Annotated in this window: 8 protein-coding genes; 4 read left to right on the top strand and 4 right to left on the bottom strand. The window is 51.1% G+C overall.

Translation table 11 applies throughout. The features are described from left to right. Positions 1–75: 75 nt before the first annotated feature. The gene (locus tag TERTU_RS14860; RefSeq protein WP_015817285.1) at positions 76–2,787 is read right to left on the bottom strand and encodes a rhamnogalacturonan lyase family protein; all 2,712 of its coding nucleotides are present in this window, start codon (positions 2,785–2,787) and stop codon (positions 76–78) included. Positions 2,788–3,372: 585 nt separating this feature from the next. Then, a complete protein-coding gene (locus tag TERTU_RS14855; protein WP_015820249.1) occupies positions 3,373–5,763 on the bottom strand; it encodes a CARDB domain-containing protein in 2,391 nt (796 codons plus the stop codon). Positions 5,764–6,588: 825 nt separating this feature from the next. Between TERTU_RS14855 and TERTU_RS14845 the strand changes: the two genes are divergently transcribed. Next, positions 6,589–9,135, top strand: a complete 2,547-nt coding sequence (locus TERTU_RS14845; RefSeq protein WP_015819101.1) for a TonB-dependent receptor plug domain-containing protein — start codon at positions 6,589–6,591, stop codon at positions 9,133–9,135. A 288-nt stretch (positions 9,136–9,423) separates the two neighbouring features. Here TERTU_RS14845 and TERTU_RS22395 read toward each other — a convergent pair whose 3' ends face one another. Continuing rightward, positions 9,424–13,785 carry a PKD domain-containing protein gene (locus TERTU_RS22395; RefSeq protein WP_041590266.1) on the bottom strand — a complete coding sequence of 1,454 codons (4,362 nt, stop codon included), beginning with the start codon at positions 13,783–13,785 and terminating at the stop codon, positions 9,424–9,426. Positions 13,786–14,155: 370 nt separating this feature from the next. Here TERTU_RS22395 and TERTU_RS14830 point away from each other — a divergent pair, with 370 nt between their 5' ends. Then, positions 14,156–15,391, top strand: coding sequence for an endo-1,4-beta-xylanase (locus TERTU_RS14830; protein WP_015819666.1), 1,236 nt, complete (start codon positions 14,156–14,158; stop codon positions 15,389–15,391). A 524-nt stretch (positions 15,392–15,915) separates the two neighbouring features. Next, positions 15,916–17,445 (top strand): carbon-nitrogen hydrolase family protein, encoded by a 1,530-nt coding sequence (locus tag TERTU_RS14825; protein WP_015819872.1) that lies wholly within the window; start codon positions 15,916–15,918, stop codon positions 17,443–17,445. Positions 17,446–18,589: 1,144 nt separating this feature from the next. Here the strand turns inward: TERTU_RS14825 and TERTU_RS14820 are convergent. Beyond that, positions 18,590–21,721, bottom strand: a complete 3,132-nt coding sequence (locus TERTU_RS14820; protein ID WP_015820290.1) for a cellulose binding domain-containing protein — start codon at positions 21,719–21,721, stop codon at positions 18,590–18,592. A 682-nt stretch (positions 21,722–22,403) separates the two neighbouring features. On the opposite strand from TERTU_RS14820, the gene TERTU_RS14815 reads away from it, so the two are divergent. After that, positions 22,404–23,429: a LacI family DNA-binding transcriptional regulator gene (locus tag TERTU_RS14815; RefSeq protein WP_015817578.1), complete on the top strand. Its 1,026-nt coding sequence runs from the start codon at positions 22,404–22,406 to the stop codon at positions 23,427–23,429. Positions 23,430–23,528 lie beyond the last annotated feature (99 nt).

The following is a 23,528-nucleotide window of genomic DNA, read 5'->3' as shown; positions in this document are numbered from 1 at the left end:
CCTTACCCGTTCGCACATGGCCATGTTTTAACCCGACAACATTGCACCTCCTGACTACTGCATTATAGTGCTTGCTCAGCGGTTCGCACAAAAACCAACGGACTCAATGCTCTGGCCGGGCTGGAGGACACTATTCCAACTAACGCCGGACAACAGAAGTTGAGTGCCCACCTGCTCCCATTCGGCGTTCCAGGCCGAGCTCACCGTTCCCTCAACATCAACGCCGACTTCCCAGGTCACAGGGCTGGACGCTGTATTTTCGAGGAGTACAGAGGCGCAGTAGCCGCCGCCCCAGTCGTTATTAATATTAACTGTTGCGGTGATATCGCTGCCAGTACCGCCTGAGCTGGAACTGCTGCTGGAACTCGACGAGCTGCTGGATGAACTGCTCGAGCTGGAAGACGATGAGCTGTTCGAGCTGGAAGAACTGCTGGTGGAGCTCGATGAACTACTGGAGCTAGAACTAGAACTGCTGGAAGACGAACTGCTGGTGCCTTGATTACAGTCTGCAGCTATGGCGGCTTCGCTGTCGATCGCAAAGTAATCAATATTTCCCAGGCCACTGGATGTAGTGGCTTCCAGACGGGCGCGATAGGTGCCCGCGCTCAGCCATACGCTGGTGCCGTCGGACGACCAACTGGTCCAGGAAGATGTCGGTGAGAATGCGATTTCTTCAATACTTGCGTTGTTAAGTAGTAGGCGCCCGCCTCGGGCAGTATCCCCACCGTTAGCGTAGCGCCAGCGCAATGGATAGTTGTCGGCGCTGGTCACGGTAAACTGCCATTCGATTGCACTGCCGAGAACATTATCGGTATTTGTGAAGCCAGCGCCACTGAATCCCCCGTTATTGGCATCGACGGTGCCATCGTATGCGCAGAACCCGGTACCAAACTCCTGAATAACGGTACCGGTAGGCTCGACCGGCGGCTCACCGCCAACAATTTCAATATTTGGCTGAGGCGGGAATGACATACCGTCGCCGAGGAAAAAGCCTGGGTGTGGAGGTTGGTTGTAACCGACATTCTGCCAGGCGATTGCGACACGGTATTGCGGATCGTGCATGAGCGTGCGCAGGCGGTAGTTGCTCTCGTAGGGTGTCGTAAATACCAGAAGTTCGGAATTGTTGCTGTTGCGCCAGATCACCTCTTCGCGCCAGTCTCCGAGAATATCTGCAGAAAGCCCAGGGGTCGATTTAGTGCCGTTATTCGAGCTGGCGCTATAGTTGCCGCCGCTCAATAAGCGGGTCGTGTTGTAACTGGTGTAGTTCCACTTGTTGATGTAATTGCTATCGAGAATTTCACGCAGCAAATCGCCATCCCACCAGATACCGAAGTTGATTTGCGAAGGGCGGCTGGAGGAAATAGTCTGGCCAGTTGCACTGAACAGGCCGCCGCGTGAGGCCCATGCCTCGTAACCTGGGTAACGCGGGTCGATATCCATCGCCAGGCCGCGCCCCACATCGTCGCCGTCGCCACTGTAGCTCCACAAAATCTGGCTGCTATCGGCGGAGTGCATTTCTACACCGCGATTGTTATAACACGAGGGGGATTCGTGCACCATGAACACTTCCAGCCCTGGATTATTGGGGTTCATATCGGACAGGTGGAGCGCGTCCCCATGACATAATCCGGTGTTGCTTAACACGGTACCGTTGTCGTCGATGGTCATAGCACCGAATACAATTTCTTGTCGGCCGTCGCTGTCCACGTCACCAATCGTCAAACTGTGAGCACCTTGCCCTCGTGTTGCGCTGCCTGCATTGTTGGAATCGAAAACCCAGCGCTGATGAAATTGGTTGTTGTACCAGTCCCAGGCGGCCACTACTGTACGCGTATAGTAGCCGCGCGACATGATCAGGCTTGGATTTTGGCCGTCCAGGTAAGCGACGCCACCGAGGAAGCGGTCGACGCGATTGCCGTAATTGTCTCCCCAGCTGGAAACGCTGCCGCGAGCGGGAACATAATCGATGGTTTGCATGGCGGCCCCGGTTTCACCATTGAACATGGTAAGGTATTCAGGGCCAGAGAGAATGTAGCCGCCGCTGTTGCGGTAGTCCGCATTGGGGTCGCCGATAGTATTGCCGAGCCCATCGCGAGTGCCGTCCGCGGTTTTCACGGCGAGTTCTGCGCGGCCGTCGCTATCAAAGTCGTACACCATAAATTGGGTGTAATGCGCACCTGCACGAATATTTCTGCCGAGGTCGATCCGCCATAAGAACGACCCATCGAGCTCGTAAGCATCTATATAAACGTTGCCAGTGTAGCCGCTTTGCGAGTTGTCTTTTGCGTTTGATGGATCCCATTTTACCAGGACCTCATACTGCCCATCCCCATCCAGGTCGCCCACGCTCAAATCGTTCGGGCTATAGCTGTAGCTGCCACTTTGGTTGCTGCCTCCCGCCGGACGTTGCAGTGGAATACGCTTCAACGTACTGTTCCATACGGTTACGGGCGACTTGTTTTGCGCTGCGCCGTTGATCACCGGCTCAAGCTCGTAGGTACTATTTGCAGAGCCATTGGCATCGACCCAATTGGTTTGACCTGTAATTGGGTTCACATTTAATTTCGTACCGTTGCGATACAAATTAAAGGCGGTATCGTCCGGGTCCTGCCCGAGCCAGCGCCAACTCACCAGTACACTGCCATCGTCCCTGACGGCGGCCAAAGCGCCGCGGTCGAGATTTTCCATTTTAAATTGGGCGTGTACCGGGGGCGCGATGGCCGTAACAACGGGTAGTGTCGCTGCGCAACAGAGTGCGCGCAGGAGCTGTTTGGTAGATAAAGGCATGGTGAGTGTCCTCGTTCTTATGCTCTAGTTAGAGGCGTTTTAAGGGGGTGATAGATTTGATTCGTCGAAACTTGGTCTGCAAACGATTGAGCGGCCTACGCTGTGAATTAGAGTGTGCTTGCTATTAAAGACAGCTTGTACAGACAGCTTCGACATGTGCATTTTACAAACTTTAGTATTAATAAAATGACAGCGAATACTGCGGGCCGCGCTATACGACCGCATCATAGTCGGAGTTTTTTAAGGTTTCTATTAACAGAGCGCCAAAATAGGTGTTAACAAGTGCCAGTAATCAAAATAATGTTATGGTTATTCGTTGCGGCAGAAATTTGATATGTAATATTTGATTTCTAGTTCAAATTGGAAATAAATATGCTGGTATAAATTTCGAAACGTGATGCATGTCATTTTTCGTGTTTTTATAACCGCAGCATCCAGCAAACTCTTGCGACGTATTTCTCAATGGAAATTAATGCTCTCCCGAGGAGTGAAAAAGATAAGTCCGTTTGACAAGCTCTATGTTTAACCTGTTAATCTCATGCGGGTTAGGCAGGCCCTTTTGCAAGAGCCTGCTCGGACGACATATTATTCTGCGATTGTGACTACAACCTCTGCCACATTGTCATCTTCCCCGAGTTCGTCCACCTCGTTTTCAGAGTCCACCTCAAAACTGATCGTGTGTTCGCCCGGTTGTGCTGTCCAGATAAACGTGTTTGGCCCTCCATAAATTGTTTCTCCAGGCCCAACGCCTGGGTGCGGGCCACCGGCACCAATATCTGTTCCATCAACCAGCCAACGCACATGGAAAGGTGGCGACCTGAAATTTTGCAAATTCTTAACGCCCGCGTTAAATGTTATCTGTTCGCCAGATACCGCAACTTGTGGAGAAAATTCAATATCGGTTGGGCGCAGTGCTGCGCGGCCGGAACCTACTGTTATCAGGCGAGTGAAGCTGTTATTACTGCGGTCAAAATCCAAGTCGGGTACAGTGTTTTCGATTGAAAAGGTAATATCGTAACTGCCGACTTGTGCCGGTGCGGTCCAAACGTATTCGGTTTTTGCATTGCGAATTGTCGCACCTCCAGGAATTGAAGCAAAGTTTGCTTCTGCTTGGGTGACGCCGCCGATTCTCCAGACGACGGTAGCGCCATTTGATTCGGTGGTGCCGTTATTCATAACCGAGGACCTAAGCCGTATTTGATCGCCCGGCATATGTGTCCTGTCTGGGGCTTGAATAGGGCTTACCGCCAAATCAATAGAGGCCTCCTGAACAGCAATGTTGAGCTCGCGGGTATTGTTCGTTTCATCAATTTCGTTCACTCGATCATCGGTGTCGACTGAGAAGCTGATTGTGTGAATACCACTCGTCGCCGTCCAGGTGAAATCGCTTTCGCCATCTGTGACTTCCGCACCGGGTGGTACGTCTGCGTGTATCGCGGAGGATACTTCGATGCCGTCTATCCTCCAGATTACACGGAAGTTATTGGATCGACCTGCGCCCGCATTTTTTACTCCAGAGTTAAACTGCACCTGATCGCCAGCAGTAACCAGCGCTTGACCGGAGATGATTTCAGTGGGTATCAGTTCGGCGCGGGCTGCAGTTGGTGCGCAATCGTAATCCTCGGGAATATAGCTGGAATACAGGCGGTTATTTCGCGCATTGCGCCAGAGCGGTATCCAATATTCTTCTTGGATCTGGTTGGCGGCGGCAATGCTGTCAATTAAGTAGCCATGTTCATATTCGCCGCTTGCTGTAGTGCCGCTACTCCAAAAGCTGGTTGGGGCGAGATCCTGAGAGCCCACGTAAAAGGTTCCTTCGTCCACCATGAAAAACTTGGCGTTGTTAGGCTCTGGGTTGTTATCGCCGTCGTGCCTTACGGTGAAATAGAGGCGGCAGTGGGCGCGGAGTTTTTCTGAGTCGTCCAGTTCCCAGCGGACTGCCTCTTCTTCGATGAAGCGGCCGAGTAACTCAAGTTGTTGTGCCGGGGAATTTTCTTCAATGTCGCTTGCTCCGATTACCGATTCAACCTCTACACCGCGCACAACTGCGCTGGCAATGGATTCGAATAGGTAGTCCGAGAGGCTGTTGCCCGCCAAGTAGCTCACCTGTGATAGAAAAATCGTGCTTTGGGCTTGGTCCAGTGCGGTTGTGAGTGCGATATCCGCCTGCAGGTCAAATCCGCCACGGGAGGCGAAATATCCGCGTGTCAGGGAAAATACCGGCATCGCGGATTCGGTAGCAACGGGCGCGAGGGCGGGTATCGGAGGCGTGGATTGACAGTTGGTGTCGGCGGTACGCCAGCTACAGGTGATTGCACTCGCCGCACTCGTGGTCATATCGAATTGTGTGTCGGCGAGTAGCCCAATCTCTCCGCTGAGTGCGATGCTCAGGTTATTGGTAGATTCTCGCCCCAGTTCAGGTGAACCACTGTAAGTGACTTGTTTATCGCGAACCAGCAGTCGCATGTCATTTGCGTTATTTTCCGGAAGTAATTGGTATACCGCGATGTTGATTGCCAGTGGACCGTCAATTTGACTGATTAAATCCTGATAGAGTCGAGTCGGATAAAGGACGGTAATAAACTTAAACAGTGGCTTTTCCCCGCCTTCACTCACTGCTCGAGCATTTCGCTCGGCGAGTGCCGGAGCCAGGAACTGAGTGACAAATGACTTGCTATAAGTGGGGGATGAGAGTGCGAAGGACGACTGAGTGTTTTCGATCTCACGACGAATCGACTCCGAAAATCTGCCATCGTTTTGGTCGTACAAATCGATAATGTCGTTGCAATAGGACAGTGGAATCTCATATTCATCGGTCAGCGCCGCGGCAACTTGTTGGCCAACTCTTGATAGGCTGCCGTTGCAGTGTAAATCGGCATAAACAGCAGTATTCGACAGTATAAGAATAACGACAACAATTGGCAGCGATGTTAGGCGAAACCAGTTTTCGAGCCGCTTTTTTAACAGAGTATTCATGGATTGCTCCTAATGTTTGAATCAAAAAATTCGGAGTCGGTAGAATCTTACCGAGTGCGTGGATGCTGTGTTTCCTCGTTTTACTGATCGCTTGCTGTTAATTATTGTGTTCAGCAACGGAGCTGATTATAAGGAGTGTGTAGATGTGGCGTAGGAATGCAGCGCCAATATTTTTTGCACTGCTTCAGACTGTTGTCGTGTGGACAATCTTTTTTGTCGTGTTGAGCGAAGAAAATGTCTAACAAAAAAACTGCTTATCATTTTTTGTAGTTAGTTTTGCGTTTAACACTTTGAACTGCCTAAACTGGTCGCGCGGTAATTCAACAAAAGGCGAAAACGCGCTGATGACTGTGGCCTGGACAAAGGTTATTTCGGGCATGCCGTTAAATTTGTTGGACTGTCCGTTGGTGCTTTCCAAGAGCGGGTAAACGGACTTGTCTAAGTTCGCAACTGGAGAGGTGCAAATCCAATTTCTGATCAGGAGTCCGTTTTCTCATGCGGAAATCTACTGGAGTGCATCCGATATTTATACAGCGATGTACTGATCTAAGTGCGGTTTAGTGGCGGCACGCCCCTAGCGGCGATGGTGTTAATTTCCCCTCTGGCGCGCGTTGGCATCTGTAACTCGGCCTGGGAATTGCTATTTAGCATTCGACGACAATGGTGCGATCCCAGCGTTCAATATGCTGCATATTTATACGCTTTTTTGCGTTTTACTCCTTGTTGGCATAATTGGGCGGTGCAATTCGAGTTACTGCGCACCATAAAAAAGCAAATAGTTCGTGGTCGTAAAATTTCAATCTGAATTCATACCGGGAGGTATAAGTGTACAAACTCAATAAATGGGTTCCCTATGTTGGTGCGCGAGTTTTGGTAGCGCTACCCTGTTTGATGATCGCGCAGGCAGTCAGCGCGCAAGAAGAAGTGGCGTACGACGAAGAGATGATCACCATTGGTACGCGATCAAGTGCAGGCCGCACAGCAATGGATTCTCCTGTGCCGGTGGACTTGATTAACGCTGACGATATGGCCGCAACAGGGGCAACGGAAGTTGGGCGAATGCTGCAATCACTGGCACCCTCCTTTAATTTCTCGAGTTCCAGTATCAGCGATGGTACGGATGCATTGCGACCCGCCACCTTGCGGGGCTTGGGGCCAGACCAGACGCTGGTGCTTGTGAATGGGCAGCGCCGACATAACAGCGCGTTGATTCACGTGAATACGTCGGTTGGGCGCGGTACTGCCGGCACAGATATGAACGCGATACCTGTCTCTGCCATTAAACGCATCGAAATTTTGCGCGACGGCGCGGCCGCACAATACGGTTCTGATGCCATTGCCGGGGTGATTAACATTGTTCTCAAAGATGATCCTGCTGCAGGGAGTGCGCACGCCTCCTATGGCGAATACAGTGAAGGTGATGGTGAGACCACAGTGTTAAGCACCAACAAAGGTTTTGCTGTGGGCAGCGATGGTTACGTTAATCTCTCGCTGGAATACCGTGACAGAGGTAATACTAATCGTGCGGGTTTAACCGGTGTCTGCCAATACAAGGATACCTGCGTTGAATTATCCGACGGCTCATACCAGACAAGCGATGAGCGCGAAATTAATTTTGATCGCAAAAATTTTCGTATTGGCGATGCAGATTCCGAACAAACATCGGCGGTGCTTACCTTTGGTAAACCCCTTGCTGAGGCACTCACGTTGGATGGCTCGTTAACCTATTCAACCCGTGACAATACTTCAGCCGGATTTTATCGACGGGCAAATCAATCTGCCAATAACCCCAGCGAGATGTATGATGGAACGCCGGTCAATGGCGGCGAAGCGTTTTATCCCGACGGGTTTCTGCCATTAATTAATACAACTATCGACGATTATTCAGCGGCTGCAGGTTTATCGGGTGACATCGGTTCCGCTTGGCAGTGGCACAGTGCTGTTGGTTTTGGTCAAAACGATTTCGCGTACAACATCAGCAATTCTGTTAATGCTTCGCTGGTTTCACTTACCGGCGATAGCCCGACCAGTGCATTTGCGGGCGAACTGAGTTTGAGCCTGTTCACCTTCGACAACGATTTTGTTAACGATACCGACTGGGGTTTACTGGCGCTGGGAGCAGGGTATCGACAGGACACCTACCAGATTAAACAGGGTGATGAAGTGTCCTATCGTGACTATGACACGACCGATGGGGTATCGCTCGGCGAGAATGATGCGGCAGGGGGGATTCAGGTATTTCCGGGGTTCCAGCCAGAAAATGCGGTAGATGAGTCACGTGATGCGTTTTACGCCTATGTGGATACCGAATTTGATATTACCGAAAGCTTTATGGTGAGTGCCGCAGCGCGTTTTGAAAACTTCAGCGACTTTGGCGATACCATAAATTTCAAAACCAGTTTCAGTTATGACGCGGCCGCGTTTTTGACGTTCCGCGGCGCGGTAAGTACCGGTTTTCGTGCGCCTTCAATGCACCAGCTCTACACCAGTAATGTGAGCACCCAATTTAACTCACAAGGTGTGGCAGAACAGGTAGGTACTTTCCGCAATGATAGTGCTATTGGCCGCGAACTGGGCCTGCCGGAACTAAAAGAAGAAACATCGCTTAACTCCAGCGTGGGCTTTATTCTTCACCCGGCAGATGGGTGGAGTTTAACCACCGATTTCTATCGAATTGAAATTGAAGATCGCATCGTTATTAGTGGGCGTATTTCTGAAACCGGCGGCGCAGTGCCGTCTGTCGATCAGGCATTTGCTGATGCTGGCGTAGGCACCGCGCAATTCTTCCTTAATGCTGCAGATACCACAACTCAGGGCGTGGATATTGTGCTGACCTACGATCACGATTTTAGCAATGGGGGCATGCTTGGTGTTTCACTCGCGGGCAACTATACCGAAACCGAAGTGGACAGTGTGCGTTCGCCGGACAGCCTTTCTGATGTGCCAGGCATCCAGGATCTGATTTTTACCGAGCAGGACCGATCAATTCTGGAAGAGTGGCAACCGGAAGACCGCGTAAATCTATCCTTTAATTATCGCTTGGGGCCTTTTGCGTCTAATCTGGCCTTTAACCGATATGGCTCCTACACGGTGCTTGATGGCGATAGCCAAACGTTCAGTGCGAAAACCCTGGTGGACTTAAAGCTGAGTTACGACTTTATGGATAACCTGACTTTCGCGTTGGGTGGTAACAACATCTTTGATGTAACGCCAGATGAGAACCATGTTGGTCAAAGCCGGGCTGGGCGCATAGTCGATGCATCCGGCAATGTGGTGGTAGACACAGAAGGTGTGTTCTTTTATTCGCGACGCTCCGCGCCCTTCGGTTTTAATGGAGCGTTTTTCTACACTAACTTGACGTATCACTTCTAGCCAAAGGTTGGCGAGCAAACGCGCTGCTATTTCTGCACTCGACTTTTGAGTTGCTTAAACGCGATTTGTTCGAACAGCCGATATCGTCACTACGGTACATCATTTTCTGCCGTAGTGACGTTTTTACTTTTACTTCATCTATCTACTACACGTTTAACCCGAAGTGACGAGTAATTCTGTGGTTAAATATTCTGTGGTTAAATATCCTGAGATTAAAGAGTCGATTTTGGCTATCTAATCGTGCTTTTCAATTGCCAAGCCATTACCACTAGAATTCTCACCTATACCTTAATATCGACGCTTGTCTTTCCTGGTTCGACTGAGCATTGTTATTGCCAGCAGAAACAAAAATCCGCCACCAAGACTTCCGCCACCACTTTTCGATTTTGGCGGTTGCGGTGGCAGCGGTACGACAACGCTGCGCGACGTTTGCTTGCCTTCGGGATAATCGGCATTGGTTACCGTCAGGGTTACGGTGTAGGTGCCTGCCGTGCGGTATTCGTGTGTGCCGGTGGGGTTTGCGGATTTTTTATTATCGCCGAAATCAATCTCCACTGTAGAGCCTGCTGGGTAACGACTACCGGTGATATTGTAAGTCATCAGGTTGTCTTGCATCGCAACATTTAATACCAGCTCCGTTGGCACGGGCTCGGGTTCGCTCGATATCGTCAGGCTGGTTTGCCATTCACCTAGCGGCGTGGTGTCGCTACCCTGGATTTTGAGATTTACGAGGTAGGTTCCGTCGGCACTGTAATTGTGAGTCGGGTTGCGTAGCGCGCTGGTTTCCCCGTCGCCGAAATCCCATAACCACAGGACGTCGTTGCGTGCTGTCGTGGTGTTGGTAAATACCACACGTTTCTTGTTGAGTGTGTGCGTAACAACCGGCGTAGCGGGCACGACCCATTTAACGCGGTAATCTTCAATTTCTCCCGTGTTGTAACCGTCCTCTGGGTAGTTTGCACAGGGCGATACGCTGGAACTATAAAAAGACTCATATTGCTGGAGAATACGCAGCTGCGAAAAGTAGGTGCCAGCGGCGGTCGCCAACTCTGGCAGATCGAAAAAGCCGCTAATAAACCCGCGACCTGAGGAACGATCGAGGTAGTCGAGTCGGTTTAAAACATATTCGTTTGACTCGGTATCTTGGGATTCTCCGCCAAACCAAAAATCCTGATTTATATCGAGCCACATATGGTAACGCGCCGGAGAGATTTCCCCTTCGTAACCTGCTTGAATGTAATAAGTATTGTTTTCAGGGTGCAACAAAATGGGTTCGTCCGGGTTGATCAAGCCTCCACGAGGATTTGTTGCGTAGTCAACGCCATTAATTGAGACATTTTCGATATGTTCGAAAGTTACATCGCCGGTCGCATTACAATAGGCATTGGGTTGATTTTCCAACAGGGACACGGGCAACTCAAAGTCCTTTTCATACCATTGCCAGTCGTTTTCGCCAGACCCGATGCGCTGTTTGTAACGGAAGGTCAGTTTCGCGGTAAAGGTTCCTGCCTGAGTGTAGTTGTGAATAATTGATGTACTTGTGTAGCTGGAGGAGTTGTTGCCTTCACTGCCATCGCCGAACTGCCAGACGTATTCCCAGTCTTCTGAATGTTTGTCTTGCGGGGTGTGATTCAATTTGAATTGAAATTTAACCGCGTGCATACCGTCGTAAATACGCATTGTTGTGGCGGTAAAACTGGTGTTTCCTGGTTGGTCACTACCGACGACCACGCTACCAGTGTCTGTTATACCCTGCGGCACGTCGGTGTTGGTAATTGTCAGTTTTATTGCATAGTTACCCGCTGCGGCGTAGGTATGTTCAGGCGATTCCTCGCTACTGGTGCTGCCGTCGCCAAAGTCCCACAGGAATGTTGAGCCCGCCGGGAAGCTGCTGTGATTGGAGAATCGTACCGTGAGGCCCTCCAGCATTTGGTAGAAAAAATAGGGGGTTGTCACCGTGCGGAATTCGACCTGCCGCTGCTGGTGGTAAAGGGCATTTCCCTGACCATTTTTAGCCATGAGTTCAACGCTGTAGCTTCCAGTTTGTGCAAAGGCGTGTGTCGGATTTTTTTCAGTGCTGGTGGTGCCATCACCGAAGTTCCATAAATAGGAGGTCACACGTTCGTCATTGGTGCTTACCGTAAACCGAGTCTCGTTCAGCGTTGTTTGATCCAGCCACACCAAAGACTTTGGTGGTGCTTCCGCCCATGTGACGGCGAGATCGACGGTGGCGCCGCCCTGGCTTGCGCCACATGAAGGGGTTTTTCGTGCGTCATCGCTTGCGGTCAGTCTTACCCGGTAGGTTTTACCTGTTTCACCAACAAAGTCAGAGACTTTGCTAATCGACCAATCGACGCTGTCGATACTTAGTCGTTCACTTAATGCAAATTGGCCATCGTTATTTTTGTCCAGCCAAACACCCAATACGCGCGACTGTTCTTCAGACTGAAACTCAGCACCGAGTTGTACGCTGTAACGTAGTGGCTTGCCGGCGGCTAAGCTTAGGGGCGTAGCAGTAGCGTCGGTGTAGCCAGCTAACGGAAGGTTGCGTACTTCCCCCGCGATGGCGACCTGTCGAATCCAATAGTCTTCTGTTGCTGGTTCGGTCGGCTGGCAATAGTCTTCTTCGATGGTCACGACGCGAGTTATTTCATCCTCTGCGCCGCTTGGTGAGGTGATGAGCAAAGCCACGGTGTAGGTGTTCGCAGCGATGTAAGTGTGGCTGGCGTTAAATCCGGAGACCAACGGCGTGCCATCCCCAAAATCCCAATGGTATTGCCAGCCGTTTTGGCTTTGTGCCTCGCTGAGTGGTTGCCCGTCATACTGAGACGTGTTGAGTGTGCTCAGTTGCAGAAAGGCACTGTGCGAATTGAAATTAGCTGCAATTCCACTGCTGGTTTGTAGTTCGATACCCACGGTCGTAAACGCTTTGCGAATCTGGTTGGCGAGCGTTTGTTCTGTCCATGCACTGCCGTCTGCGGCGGTAACGTTCTTCTTTTGTAGCGCCTGTGCGACAGCAGATGCTTGACGCATGACACAGTCGGCCGCATCAGTAAACTCGCTGTCGGCAACCCAGCAACTTTTATTCGCCAGCGCAAACGCGTAGAACGCCAGTTCAGTATCCCACGGCCCGTTTGGATCACGGGCATTGGTGGCCAGTGCGAAGAAGGCTTTATTGAATATTCCAGAACCAAAGTGACCGTCCATGCCATTGGTGTACTGGTCAATGTGATCGACGGATTTGTCATCCAGCGTCGGGTTATTCATATAGCGGACCGGATGCTCCTGCGGCCAGGTGTCTTCGCCCACCAGCCAATCGTTCGCTCCGGTCAGGTAGAATTCGGCAGCCTCGCCGGCGATATCCGAAAATGCCTCGTTGATTGATTGCGCCTGCCCCCGACGCATAAGTTTTTCTGCCCCATCCGACCCATATCCGGCGGTATAGCCATGGGCTATTTCGTGAGCGACCGTATTGAGTGATACCAGTGGGTAATACAGGTAACCACCGTCACCAAAGTAAACCGCGCCATCTTCGTAAAACGCGTTGTCGTAGGATTTCCCATAGTGCACATATTGCACAATATTCTGGTCAAAATACGGCTTGTGGCCCAGATAGTCTTCAAACATGCGCGATGTAACTTGCCCGCGATAGTGGGCATCGTTTAGCGGGGAAAGGGCGGTGTTGATGTTTTTATACGCATTGCGAGTAGATTGTGCGCAATCGTACTTATAGGGTTCGTCGCTCAGGCCGCCGGTATCGGACTCGTGTTCGGCACTTCGGGTTTCCACATTATCCGCTTTGAAATAGCACAGGGTGTGGATTCCTTCCTGTTGCCGTTCAACCATAAAGGTCTCGGGCGGCGTAAGGGTGCCGTCTTCGGCGCGATACTCGGGGGCAGATACTTTACCGTTGCCCGATGGACCTGCTCCACCCACTCTTTCGTGTTGTAACAGATTCTGTTCTTCCAATAGCTGCCCAGTCGCCGCATCCACCAGCCAGCGCAGCGATTGCGGGTCTTGACCGTCGCTATCAGAGAACACGCGCATAACTATCACATGGTGGGCTTTGTTGTCCGCGTCTATATAAATAGCCTGGGTAACCTCGCTATTGATAATGCGTCGCGGCTGCGGGGCTTTGGATTGGTATTCGCCAACTTGCTTCAGTAGGGCGTTTTGCAGCGCTTCCTTTGTTAATGGGGTTAGATCACCAAGGTCGGCATGCAAATCCGAAGGAATTGCGCCGTAGCCCTGCACGATATCGCCGTTACTGTCGGTGACCAGCACGGCGGATAAATCCAGCAGTTGTATACCCTGATAGCTCACAACAAATCGCTCAGAGGTGTAGTGACCACTCACTACACTCGCACTTCTCTCAATAGAAACTTCGTCGTCTACCCCGAGTAACGTTTTCAGTCGCGCTGCTGGAGCCGCGGTGGCGGGCTTCGATAGCATTACACCGCCGGGCTCACTCAGGTGAGAGTTATTAAATAGAGGGACGAGTTCTGCGGCTTGGAGGTGACCAGAAACAACTGTCGCAGCGCCGAGAGTTACTAGAGCGAGTAATTGGCGGGTAAAAGGCATATCGGATTCGGAATTGTAATTAGAGGATAACTGGGAAGTCGTGCAGATTAGCTCAAACAAGGGGGCCATTCTGTAAGCAGATGTTATGAGTTGAACTCTGTTTATGCCAGTAAATAATACCCTCCGCGGAGGGTGATGCTTGTGTACATGTATGGATGCAGTACGCAGAGAAAAAGGTGGTTTTGTGTTAGGAAAATTGAAATAAAACCGTGATGAAGTTATTTCTTTTAAGAATAGTTACACTTTTTTAAATAATGTATTCGTTGAACTATCCGCAGAACTTATAGTACTTTTTACAATATCCTGTATGTGCTGTCTAAATTTTACACGCATTGGCGCCCGGTTTTCTGTAATCTTCGCCACGTGTGAATGTTGGGCTAACACCAGGATGTGTTTTCCCTATTGTTGAATTGAGATTTATCTAAACAAAGGTACTAAAGTGATTTCGACCCGTAACTTGCTAGCATTAGTCGCTGTTGTCTCCCTCGCTGCATGCGGTGGTGGCGGCTCCAGCAGTGGTGGTTCTACCGGAACATCTTCCAGCAGTAGTTCAAGCTCCTCCAGCAGCTCTTCAAGTAGTTCGAGCTCCTCCAGTTCGAGCTCTTCAAGCAGCTCAAGTTCTTCTACCAGCAGCTCTGGCGGGAATGGCTTGTACACATACGCAGACTTCCCAATCGGCGCCGCTGTCAGCCGAATTTTCACTACTCCGGAAATGGAGAAAACCGTAAAAGCGGAATTCAGCCAGATCACGGCTGAGAACATCATGAAGATGACCTACATGCATCCGGCTGAAGATACTTACTCGTTTGGTCAAGCGGATCAGTTGGTCAACTGGGCGAAAGCGAATGGTATTGGCGTGCACGGCCACACTCTGGTTTGGCACTCCGAATACCAGGTACCCAATTGGATGAAAAATTACTCTGGTGATGCAACTGCATTCCAAACCATGCTCAACACCCATGTGAAAACTGTGGCTGAGCATTTTGCTGGCGAACTGGACAGCTGGGACGTTGTGAATGAAGTGCTGGAGCCGGGCTCCAATGGTTGCTGGCGTGAAAACTCTCTGTTCTACCAGAAGCTTGGCAAAGACTTTGTCGCGAACGCATTCCGTGCAGCTCGCGAGGGCGATCCCAATGCAGACTTGTATTACAACGATTACTCGACTGAAAATGGTGTAACTTCCGATGCGAAGTTCAGTTGTTTGTTGGAACTAGTCGATGAGCTTCTGGAAGCGGACGTGCCGATTACAGGTGTTGGTTTCCAAATGCACGTGCAGGCGACGTGGCCTAGCAATGCCAACATCGGCAAGGCATTCAAAGCCATCGCGGATCGCGGTCTGAAAGTTAAAATTTCTGAGCTCGATGTTCCTGTTAACAACCCTTACGGAACCACTAATTTCCCGCAATACAGCAGTTTTACCGCGGAAGCCGCCGAGCTGCAGAAGCAGCGCTACAAGGGCATTATGCAAGCGTACCTTGATAACGTACCGGCCAACCTGCGTGGTGGTTTCACCGTGTGGGGCGTTTGGGATGGCGATAGCTGGATCATGACGTTCAGCCAGTACACCAACGCTAACGCCAACGACTGGCCACTGTTGTTCACCGGCCCGCAGAATGGTCCATACGAAGCGAAGCCTGCGTACTACGGCGTATTGGAAGCCCTGATGGGTCAGTAATTGCCAATAGCCTGAGCACACTCCAAAAGCCGGAAGACGATGTCTTCCGGCTTTTTTTGTGCGCGCTTGTTATGTTTTAAAACGCTGAGTACCGCTCGTTTCGTAATGGCCCCGAGCCGAGCGCCTTTCGGCGTAAGTGGCACCTTTCCCAGATTTTCTTGGGCGCTTAGCCCGACCCAAAACCTTCGTTCGCAGGTCTAACCGTGTATTTAATGCGTAGAAAGTATGGTTTGAAAGCACGTTAAGCGAGACTCTTTGGCATTCTGCCGGCATGCGTTGTCCCTACTTCTATCCCGTTGGCGCAGACGATTCCCCGTTGGGCGATCCAAATAGCGAGGCAATGGGCGTTAAACTTGCTTAAAAGGGCTGTAGGGTTTCGCATTTGCGCGGATCTTCTTACAAAGAGAGATTGTATTCTTCCGTCCGAGTGCCCACTTCTACAATATATTTTGCAAATCCAATAACTACAATCCACTAGCCACAGTCCACTAACTACAATCCACAAACTACAGGAAACAGGTCGTATGCCGCAGGAGAAGCTCAACATCCAGCTATGTAATCTAACCGAAAAATACTATGGGCAAATTGAAGCTCTGATGGATGAAGCCTACCCCGACCTCGGCGGCGCCTGGCCGCTACACACCATTACGCGTTTGATTGAAGAATTTCCAGAAGGGCAGATTGGTGTTATTGACAGTGATGAACTGGTCGGTATTGCCCTTACTGTGCAAGTGGATTACCAACGGTTTTCTAACCCGCATGTATACGAAGATATTGTCGACAGTAACGACGATGTTAAAAACAACCCGGAAGGGGATGCACTCTACGGCTTGGACGTGGTTATTAAGAGCAGTCATCGCGGTTTGCGGCTTGGTCGCCGGCTATACGATGCGCGCAAGGAGCTGTGTCGGCAATATAATTTACGCGCGATCCTCGCAGGCGGTCGTATTCCGAATTACCACCAGCACGCGGAAACATTAACGCCTGCCCAGTACATCGAACAAGTATCGCGCCGCGCAATTTACGACCCCATTCTCACGTTTCAGCTCGCTAATGAATTCCAGGTTAAGCGGTTAATGCGCAAGTACCTGCCGGAAGATGAAAAATCTGTGGGCTACGCCACCCTGCTCGAGTGGAACAACATTCTGTTCGAACCTATAGATACAGTGCTTCACACCCCTAAACACATTGTTCGTGTGGGCGCTGTGCAATGGCAGATGCGCGCGATTTCTTCTTATGAAGAATTGGTGGCACAGGTGGAATTCTTTGTGGATACGGTATCGGATTACCAAAGCGATTTTATTGTATTCCCCGAGTTTTTTAACGCGCCTTTGATGGGCTTGTCCAACATGTATCAACAGAAGGACGCTGTATTATTCCTGGCGGGCTACACCGAAAAACTGCGCGATCACATGTCCAAACTCGCTATCGAGTACAACGCCAACATTATCACTGGCTCTATGCCTCTTAATGAGAATGGGCACCTTTACAATGTGTCATACCTTTGCCACCGCAGTGGCCAGATAGATGAACAGCGAAAAATCCACGTTACGCCTCACGAAAAACGCGACTTGATTATTCAAGGTGGTTCCGATCTGCGCGTGTTCGAAACCGACGCGGGGCGCGTAGGCATCTTAATTTGCTACGATGTGGAATTCCCTGAATTGGGCCGGATTCTGGCAGAGCAGGAGGTGGATATTCTGTTCGTACCTTTTTGGACCGATACCAAAAACTCCTATTTACGCGTGCGCCACTGCGCCCAGGCTCGCGCCATCGAAAACGAATGCTATGTGGTTATTGCCGGAAGTGTTGGCAACCTGCCGCAAGTGGAAGCGCTGGATGTGCAATACAGCCAATCCGCCGTGCTTTCCCCCTCCGATTTTCCCTTCCCGCACGATTCAGTCCTGGCGGAAGCCACACCCAACACTGAGATGCTACTGTTTGCCGACCTCGATATGAGCAAGCTCAAAATTCTCCACAGCGAAGGCACCGTAAGAAATCTCCGCGACCGCCGTTTAGATGTTTATCAGGTTAAGTATTTGGGTGGAGAGTAGCCAAGAGATTATTCATATCTAGGTAAAGCCCAGTGGCTTTTCACTACTAAATAAAATCTGGTTTCAACTGGAATGTCCCTGGCCGGTTGCTCAAAGGCAACCGGCCAGGGACATTTTTTTGCCGTTAGTTTACGGACTGTTTTTCTACGGCTTTGTGGCCAATGGCTCTAATTGTGGTACAACATACATCTCTCTTGGCCGTTCGGTGTTTCGAATAAGATCCATATTATCGATTTTAGTTGATTAGTTTATTAGTTGTAGTTTAGTACCGGTTTAGCATTGTCTGTAATTTTAAATATTTATGTTTGGAAGGGGTAGTGTGAGGCGCATGGTGGCACCAGAGGGATATTGCTTACTATGTGAATTTGTCACATCTCTGAGGGCAATCGTCCCATGTGGTGGAACCGTGGCTTTGTTAAAGTGTCTCCGTGGTCGCGAAGGGAAGCAGCGAGTGGAATGGACGCTCGGGAATTCGCACTAGGGAGAAGTCGATGGCTGCGACGGAGTGCAGCACACAGGGACGGTTCTTAATTGAATCTTTGTCTGACGGCGGGGGATGGATCCCCTGTTTGACAGGTTGTTTGTAGCGATTGTTCTGCGTCGGCCCGCTCTAGACGGATTTTCGAGCACCGCGGCAAGTCTGAAGTCTGCCAGCTAGTCTGTTTCATCAAACTCATAGTCTACTCTTTGCATTTGCCATTTTAGCCCTCGCTTACTTTCGGCCAGGCCCCTTCTGGGTGCTTGGCTGCATTTTCTTTTGCGCTTGTCTGCGCACATGCCCTTTGAATCCGGGCAAATCCAATTATGTTTTTTTACTGTGGCGCACTGTTGCATTTATGTGCGCTGTTGCAAGCTTGGCAATAAAACTTACGCAGTTAATAGACGGTAGAAGTAAGCACAGTCATTGCCCTTTGGGCGTGCAATTAAGTTGACAGGGCCATCTATTTAATTGCCGGGTTAATAGCTTCGCATGGCTCTGCGCAAAAAAACGGTGCTAAAAAGCACCGCAATCGAGGGGAAAGTCTGAAGTTGCTGTTGGAGAAACAACTCCTGGAGCAACAATTCCCGGAGCAACAACTTCCGGAAACAACTCCCCGAGACAGCTCTGCAAAAGAACTGCTCGAGGAGCGAGTATTGTGGCTTATCAGTTATTGCACAGGTCGCCTTGCAATGTTGGAATTTCGGCGTTGCCGCTTCCCTGAAAGCCAAAGCTTGTTGATTGGCCAGGGGCGAGGTTACCATTCCATCCCATATCGCTGGCGGTATAGGGGTTAGTACCCGCGAGGCTCGCATTCCAGATGTTGGTGACCTGGGTGTTACCTGCGTAGCTCCAACTCACCGCCCAGTTTTGTACCGGCGTACTACCGGTATTGGTGATTGTAATTTCAGCGGTAAAGCCGTTACCCCAGCTGTTAACAATGTCGTACTCGCAGCTACTGCTGGCGCCGCCAGAGCTGGACGAGCTTGAGCTGCTTGATGAGGAGCTGCTACTCGACGAAGAACTGCTGCTGGATGACGATCCATTGGAGGAGCTGCTGGACGAAGAACTACTGGACGAGGAAGAGCTACTGGACGAGGAAGAGCTCGAGCTGCTACCCGAACCGGTACACTCGTCAACTACGCCGCCTTCACCCCATTGGCTGTTACAGGTGTTGGCGCCAATACAGCTGCTGTTATCTTCCCAGCCCCAGCCGGAATCCTGTCCGCTACATACCGGGTAAAGCGTGCCGTACCAGTTGCAGACGGTTTCGCAAGCGCCGCCAGAGCTGCTTGAGGATGAACTGCTTGAGCTGGACGACGAACTGGAGCTGCTCGAACTACTCGAATTGCTCGAAGAAGAGCTTGTTGCGCCCGAAGATGAACTGGAACTACTGGACGATGAGCTGGAGCTGCTGCTTGATGAGCTAGAGGAGGAAGAGCTGGACGAACTGGAAGACGAGCTGCTGGATACGCCTCCACTGGGTTCAGCCATGAGGATACCGCGACCATTGGTACCGAGATAAACACGGCCATACACTCGCGGGTCGCCTGCCAAAGCCTCACCCATGTTGCCAAACTGATGTGCAGCATCGTTAATACGCACCCAACTGGCTGCCTGATCGTCTGAGCGGAATACGCCACGCTCACCTTCTACCTGTGCGACCAGATAAATTGCGGGGTAGGTGCTGCCGTCCGGGGCTTTACCGAACGCCACGTTATCGCCTTCTTCTACTAGTGGTAGTTGAGTAAAGGTTTCACCGCCGTCGGTGCTGCGCCAAAGGCCGTGGTTAAGCGCTGCGTTGGTATCGTCGATTTCGCCGCCGGCAAGCCAAATATGGCCCTCGTAGCCAGGTACTGCTTTGAATTGCAGATGGCCATTTAACGGTAAACCTGTAGCTGCGGACGCAGTAAAACTCGCCCCGCCATCGCGTGAATAGTAAAAGGCGCCGCCGCTGTAGGCGTAAAACCAGTCTGGGTTAACCCGGTCTGCTTCCACTTTCGCCTCTGCCGGTACACCGAGGGATGCAGTCCAGGAAGAGCCGAATGTGGTGGAGTAGTGAACGGTTGATCCGCCTGGGCTCCACACAATACTGCCGCCGTTTGCAGACAGCGCAACTGTGCCACCCGTGGTGGGAGAGCCGGCGTTAGCGCCCGCCCACCAGGCATCGCCTGCTGAGGTCGAGATACCGATGTAGGAGAAGTTAGCGGGCACGTCGCCTACGGGGTGGCCCACCCGCACCATAATGCCGGGGTCCAGTTCCGCGAAATCAATGCTGGTGCTGGTGCCGAATTCAGGCGACTGATACATCAGTTCCGGGGTTACCGAAAAATCCTCGTGCTTGAATCCGCCAATATCGCCGAGCGCAGAAAACAAATGCGCTCCGCTGGGGGGAGACGCCAGGTCTAACACGGCGGTTTCTTCAAGACCTTTTACCATTGTGCGCAGGCTGACGGTGCCGCCGGTGTCCCAGTTGGTCAGGTCGGTTGCGCCGAAGATTGTCGCACCGGTTCCGTACATAAAGCGGTCTGAATTAAATGGGTCGATTTCGACAGACTCGTTCATCCACCCGAGTTTGGGTGATTCCTCTGGCGGTTGGGGGATATCGCCCATGCCCAGCCAGGGGGTTTCAGAAATATCCAGCGTATAGCGTTTATCGCGCGCCGGGTAGCCGGCCCAATCCCAAATGCGTGACCAGGTCTCACCGCTGTCGGTGGAACGGAACAAAATCATATCCGGCCACCAGGAGTTGACCGAGGCCACCATGATAGTGGATGGGTTCTGACGGTCGATGGTGAGGCCGCTGTAACCAAAATAGAGGTCGCCACTGGCGATGGTCATCGGGCTGATATCTGTCCATTCGCCGGTCGCAATGGTGTAGCGCCACACTTCGCCTTCTTCGCCGTCGTAAGGGCCACCGGTATCACTGGTCGCGATATAGAGATAACCGTTGTCGTAATCGACTACGCCTTTTTTGGGGATGTAGCCGGTGGGGGCGCCAGGCACTGGCTGCCAGGTTGCTCCACCATCGAGGCTTTCGTACAGGCAGTCCTGCTTGTCTGCTACACCAACGAAAATATGCTGTGATCCAGAGCCGGGGCTGCCCGAGGTTTTATCGAAAGCGACCCAAACCACACCTTGGTTGCGATTGAGATAGTCATTGGTATCGGTTGGGTCTTGAACATAGGTGCCGGGGTTTGGGAAGTTCGCCACTTCGCTCCAGCTAACGCCGAAGTCGTTGCTGCGCCACAGGCCCATGCCCAACTCCGCGCCGAAGTACACGGTACTGTTGTCGTTAGGGTCAATTCGCAGGCGTTCGCCCATGCCCCGGCCTGGCATATTGCCGCCGATTTTAAACGGCAGCGGGGTGACCTGCCAGGTTTCTCCGCGGTCGGTTGAGCGTGCTATTGCCCCGTTGTTTGGGTCCCAGCTGTTGGTGTACATACCCACCGCAGCATAAACGCGATCGGTATCAACTGGGTCGGTGGCAATACTCAAAATGCCGTTCCAGCCCCAGTTGTCCCAGCCTACCCAATCCATCATGGGTACCCATTTTTGCTCGGGTTCGTTCCAACGGTATGCGCCGCCGATATCGGTACGGGCATAAATTAAATCGGGTTCGCTCTGGTTAAAGATAATTCCCGGTACAAATCCGCCGCCGTCGATACGAATATTTTCCCAAGTGTGGGATTGTTGGGTTAATGCGTAGGTTTGAGCCGAAAAAGCAGTTGCTATAACTAAAGGTGCGCCCAGTGTTATGGCTGCAATATGTTTGCGCAACAGTGTTGATATTTTCATGTGTACTCCGGTAAAAAAATGAGAAAGGTTGCCTTGTTTATTATTGTGTTTATGGCTTCCGACCGGTGGTGAATACCGCTACCGGAAAAAATGGCCGGATTGTGCCGCGCACCATGCGCGAAGAAAAAGACGTGTTTTTTCGCGTTCTTTTTGTTATCCCTAACGTTGAATGTAAGGCGGTTGGATAGTAGAAAAACCCTATTTTCTATTCAATTGCGTGGGTCACAGATCGTTTTTTAGCGCGCCAGTAATTCTTAAATAATTCGCGCGATTTTTAACAATGTAATTAAAATTGCAAAAAGTGTTACTCTGTGAAGATCTGCTTTCGCGGTTTAATATGCTGGACAGCGATTGTGTGGCGGTAGCATCAGGTAATAAGCGGGAGCGCAGCAAGAGCTAAATCCGTTGTATGCTTTACGCTAGCGTTGTGTCAGTCGTTAGTCTGATGGATCGGCCGTCGCATCAAAAGGCGAAGTCGCCGACGCACTCCAACAAAATAACCACTGTGAATGTGTGAGTTGAAATAAGAGTGGTTCCCCGATGGGGCATCGTGAATCTTTGCCGAGAAGCTTCGTATCGAGAGGCTCTGTATGGTTATGAATGTTAGCGCTTTACTTGCTATACATATCACCATAACCTGTTGTGCTGGTTATCAAGCCCCTATTGTTGAGCTGCAGTTGTTATGAGCAAAAAAGCATCGGGTGTGTCCCGCAAGAAAATGTCCGATATTGCCCGCCTGGCCGGCGTTTCTGAATCGACGGTTTCCCGTGCGCTCAACGACAGCCCTTTAATCAATATAGAAACCCGCAAGCGCATTCAAGCACTGGCGCGGCAGCATAATTACAGCATCAACAAACAGGCGCGCAATCTCCGCCTCCAGTCCTCTCGTACCATTGCGGTGATGATTCCAATGCATCACGCGCCTGGGCAGCATGTATCAGACCCGTTTTTTATGGAGCTGCTCGGCGCAATCGCCGATGCCCTCACCGAAGCGGATTTCGACATGCTGCTTTCTCGTGTACACCGAGACGATTGGCGCAGCAAGGTAGAAAGCTATAACCATGTCGATGGCGTAATCATTATTGGCCAAAGCGACCTTCACGCGGACATCAACGATTTTGCGATGAAATCCCAATTACCCCTGGTTGTCTGGGGAGCCCATTTGGAGGGTCAAGCCTATGTGACAATTGGCAGTGACAATCACCTCGGTGGGCATTTGGCGGCTGAGCACTTGTTGGCGCAGGGCCGTCGACGGCTGGTGTTTATTGGTGATGTGAATCTGCCAGAGGTCGGCATGCGCTGCCAGGGTTTTACCTCGGTGCTGCGCGAGGCTGGCATTGCTGAAGATGAAACCCAGTTTGTGCCTTGTGGGTTTAGCCTTGAAAAGGCCCATCAGGCAATGGATCAATTGTTGGAAGACACCGCTAACTTGCGTTTTGACGGTATTTTCGCCGCCAGTGATGTTCTGGCAAGCGTTGCTATCAGGCGCCTCGGTGCGGCAGGTATCGCAGTTCCCGGTACTGTGTCTGTGGTAGGTTTTGACGACGTTCCCGTGGCCGAATTGATGATGCCCCCGCTTACCACTATCAGCCAGTTGATCCACACCAGTGGCTACCGGCTGGTTGCAAACCTCTTTTCCCAGATTCAGGGCGATATAACCGAAAGTGAAGTTATTGCCCCTGAACTTATCATCCGCGGATCTACTTAACGCTTTTTAGCGACTTTTCGCGACTAACCTTTCCCGCTTTATTAAAAATTAATCGAAAACAACGTATTTTGCGATTTGCAAACGATTGCATTCGTGATC

The sequence above is a fragment of the Teredinibacter turnerae T7901 genome (assembly GCF_000023025.1).
GTDB lineage: Bacteria > Pseudomonadota > Gammaproteobacteria > Pseudomonadales > Cellvibrionaceae > Teredinibacter > Teredinibacter turnerae_B.
The sequence above is the reverse complement of the archived record's forward strand: the minus strand, read 5'-3'. Positions and strand labels throughout refer to the sequence as shown.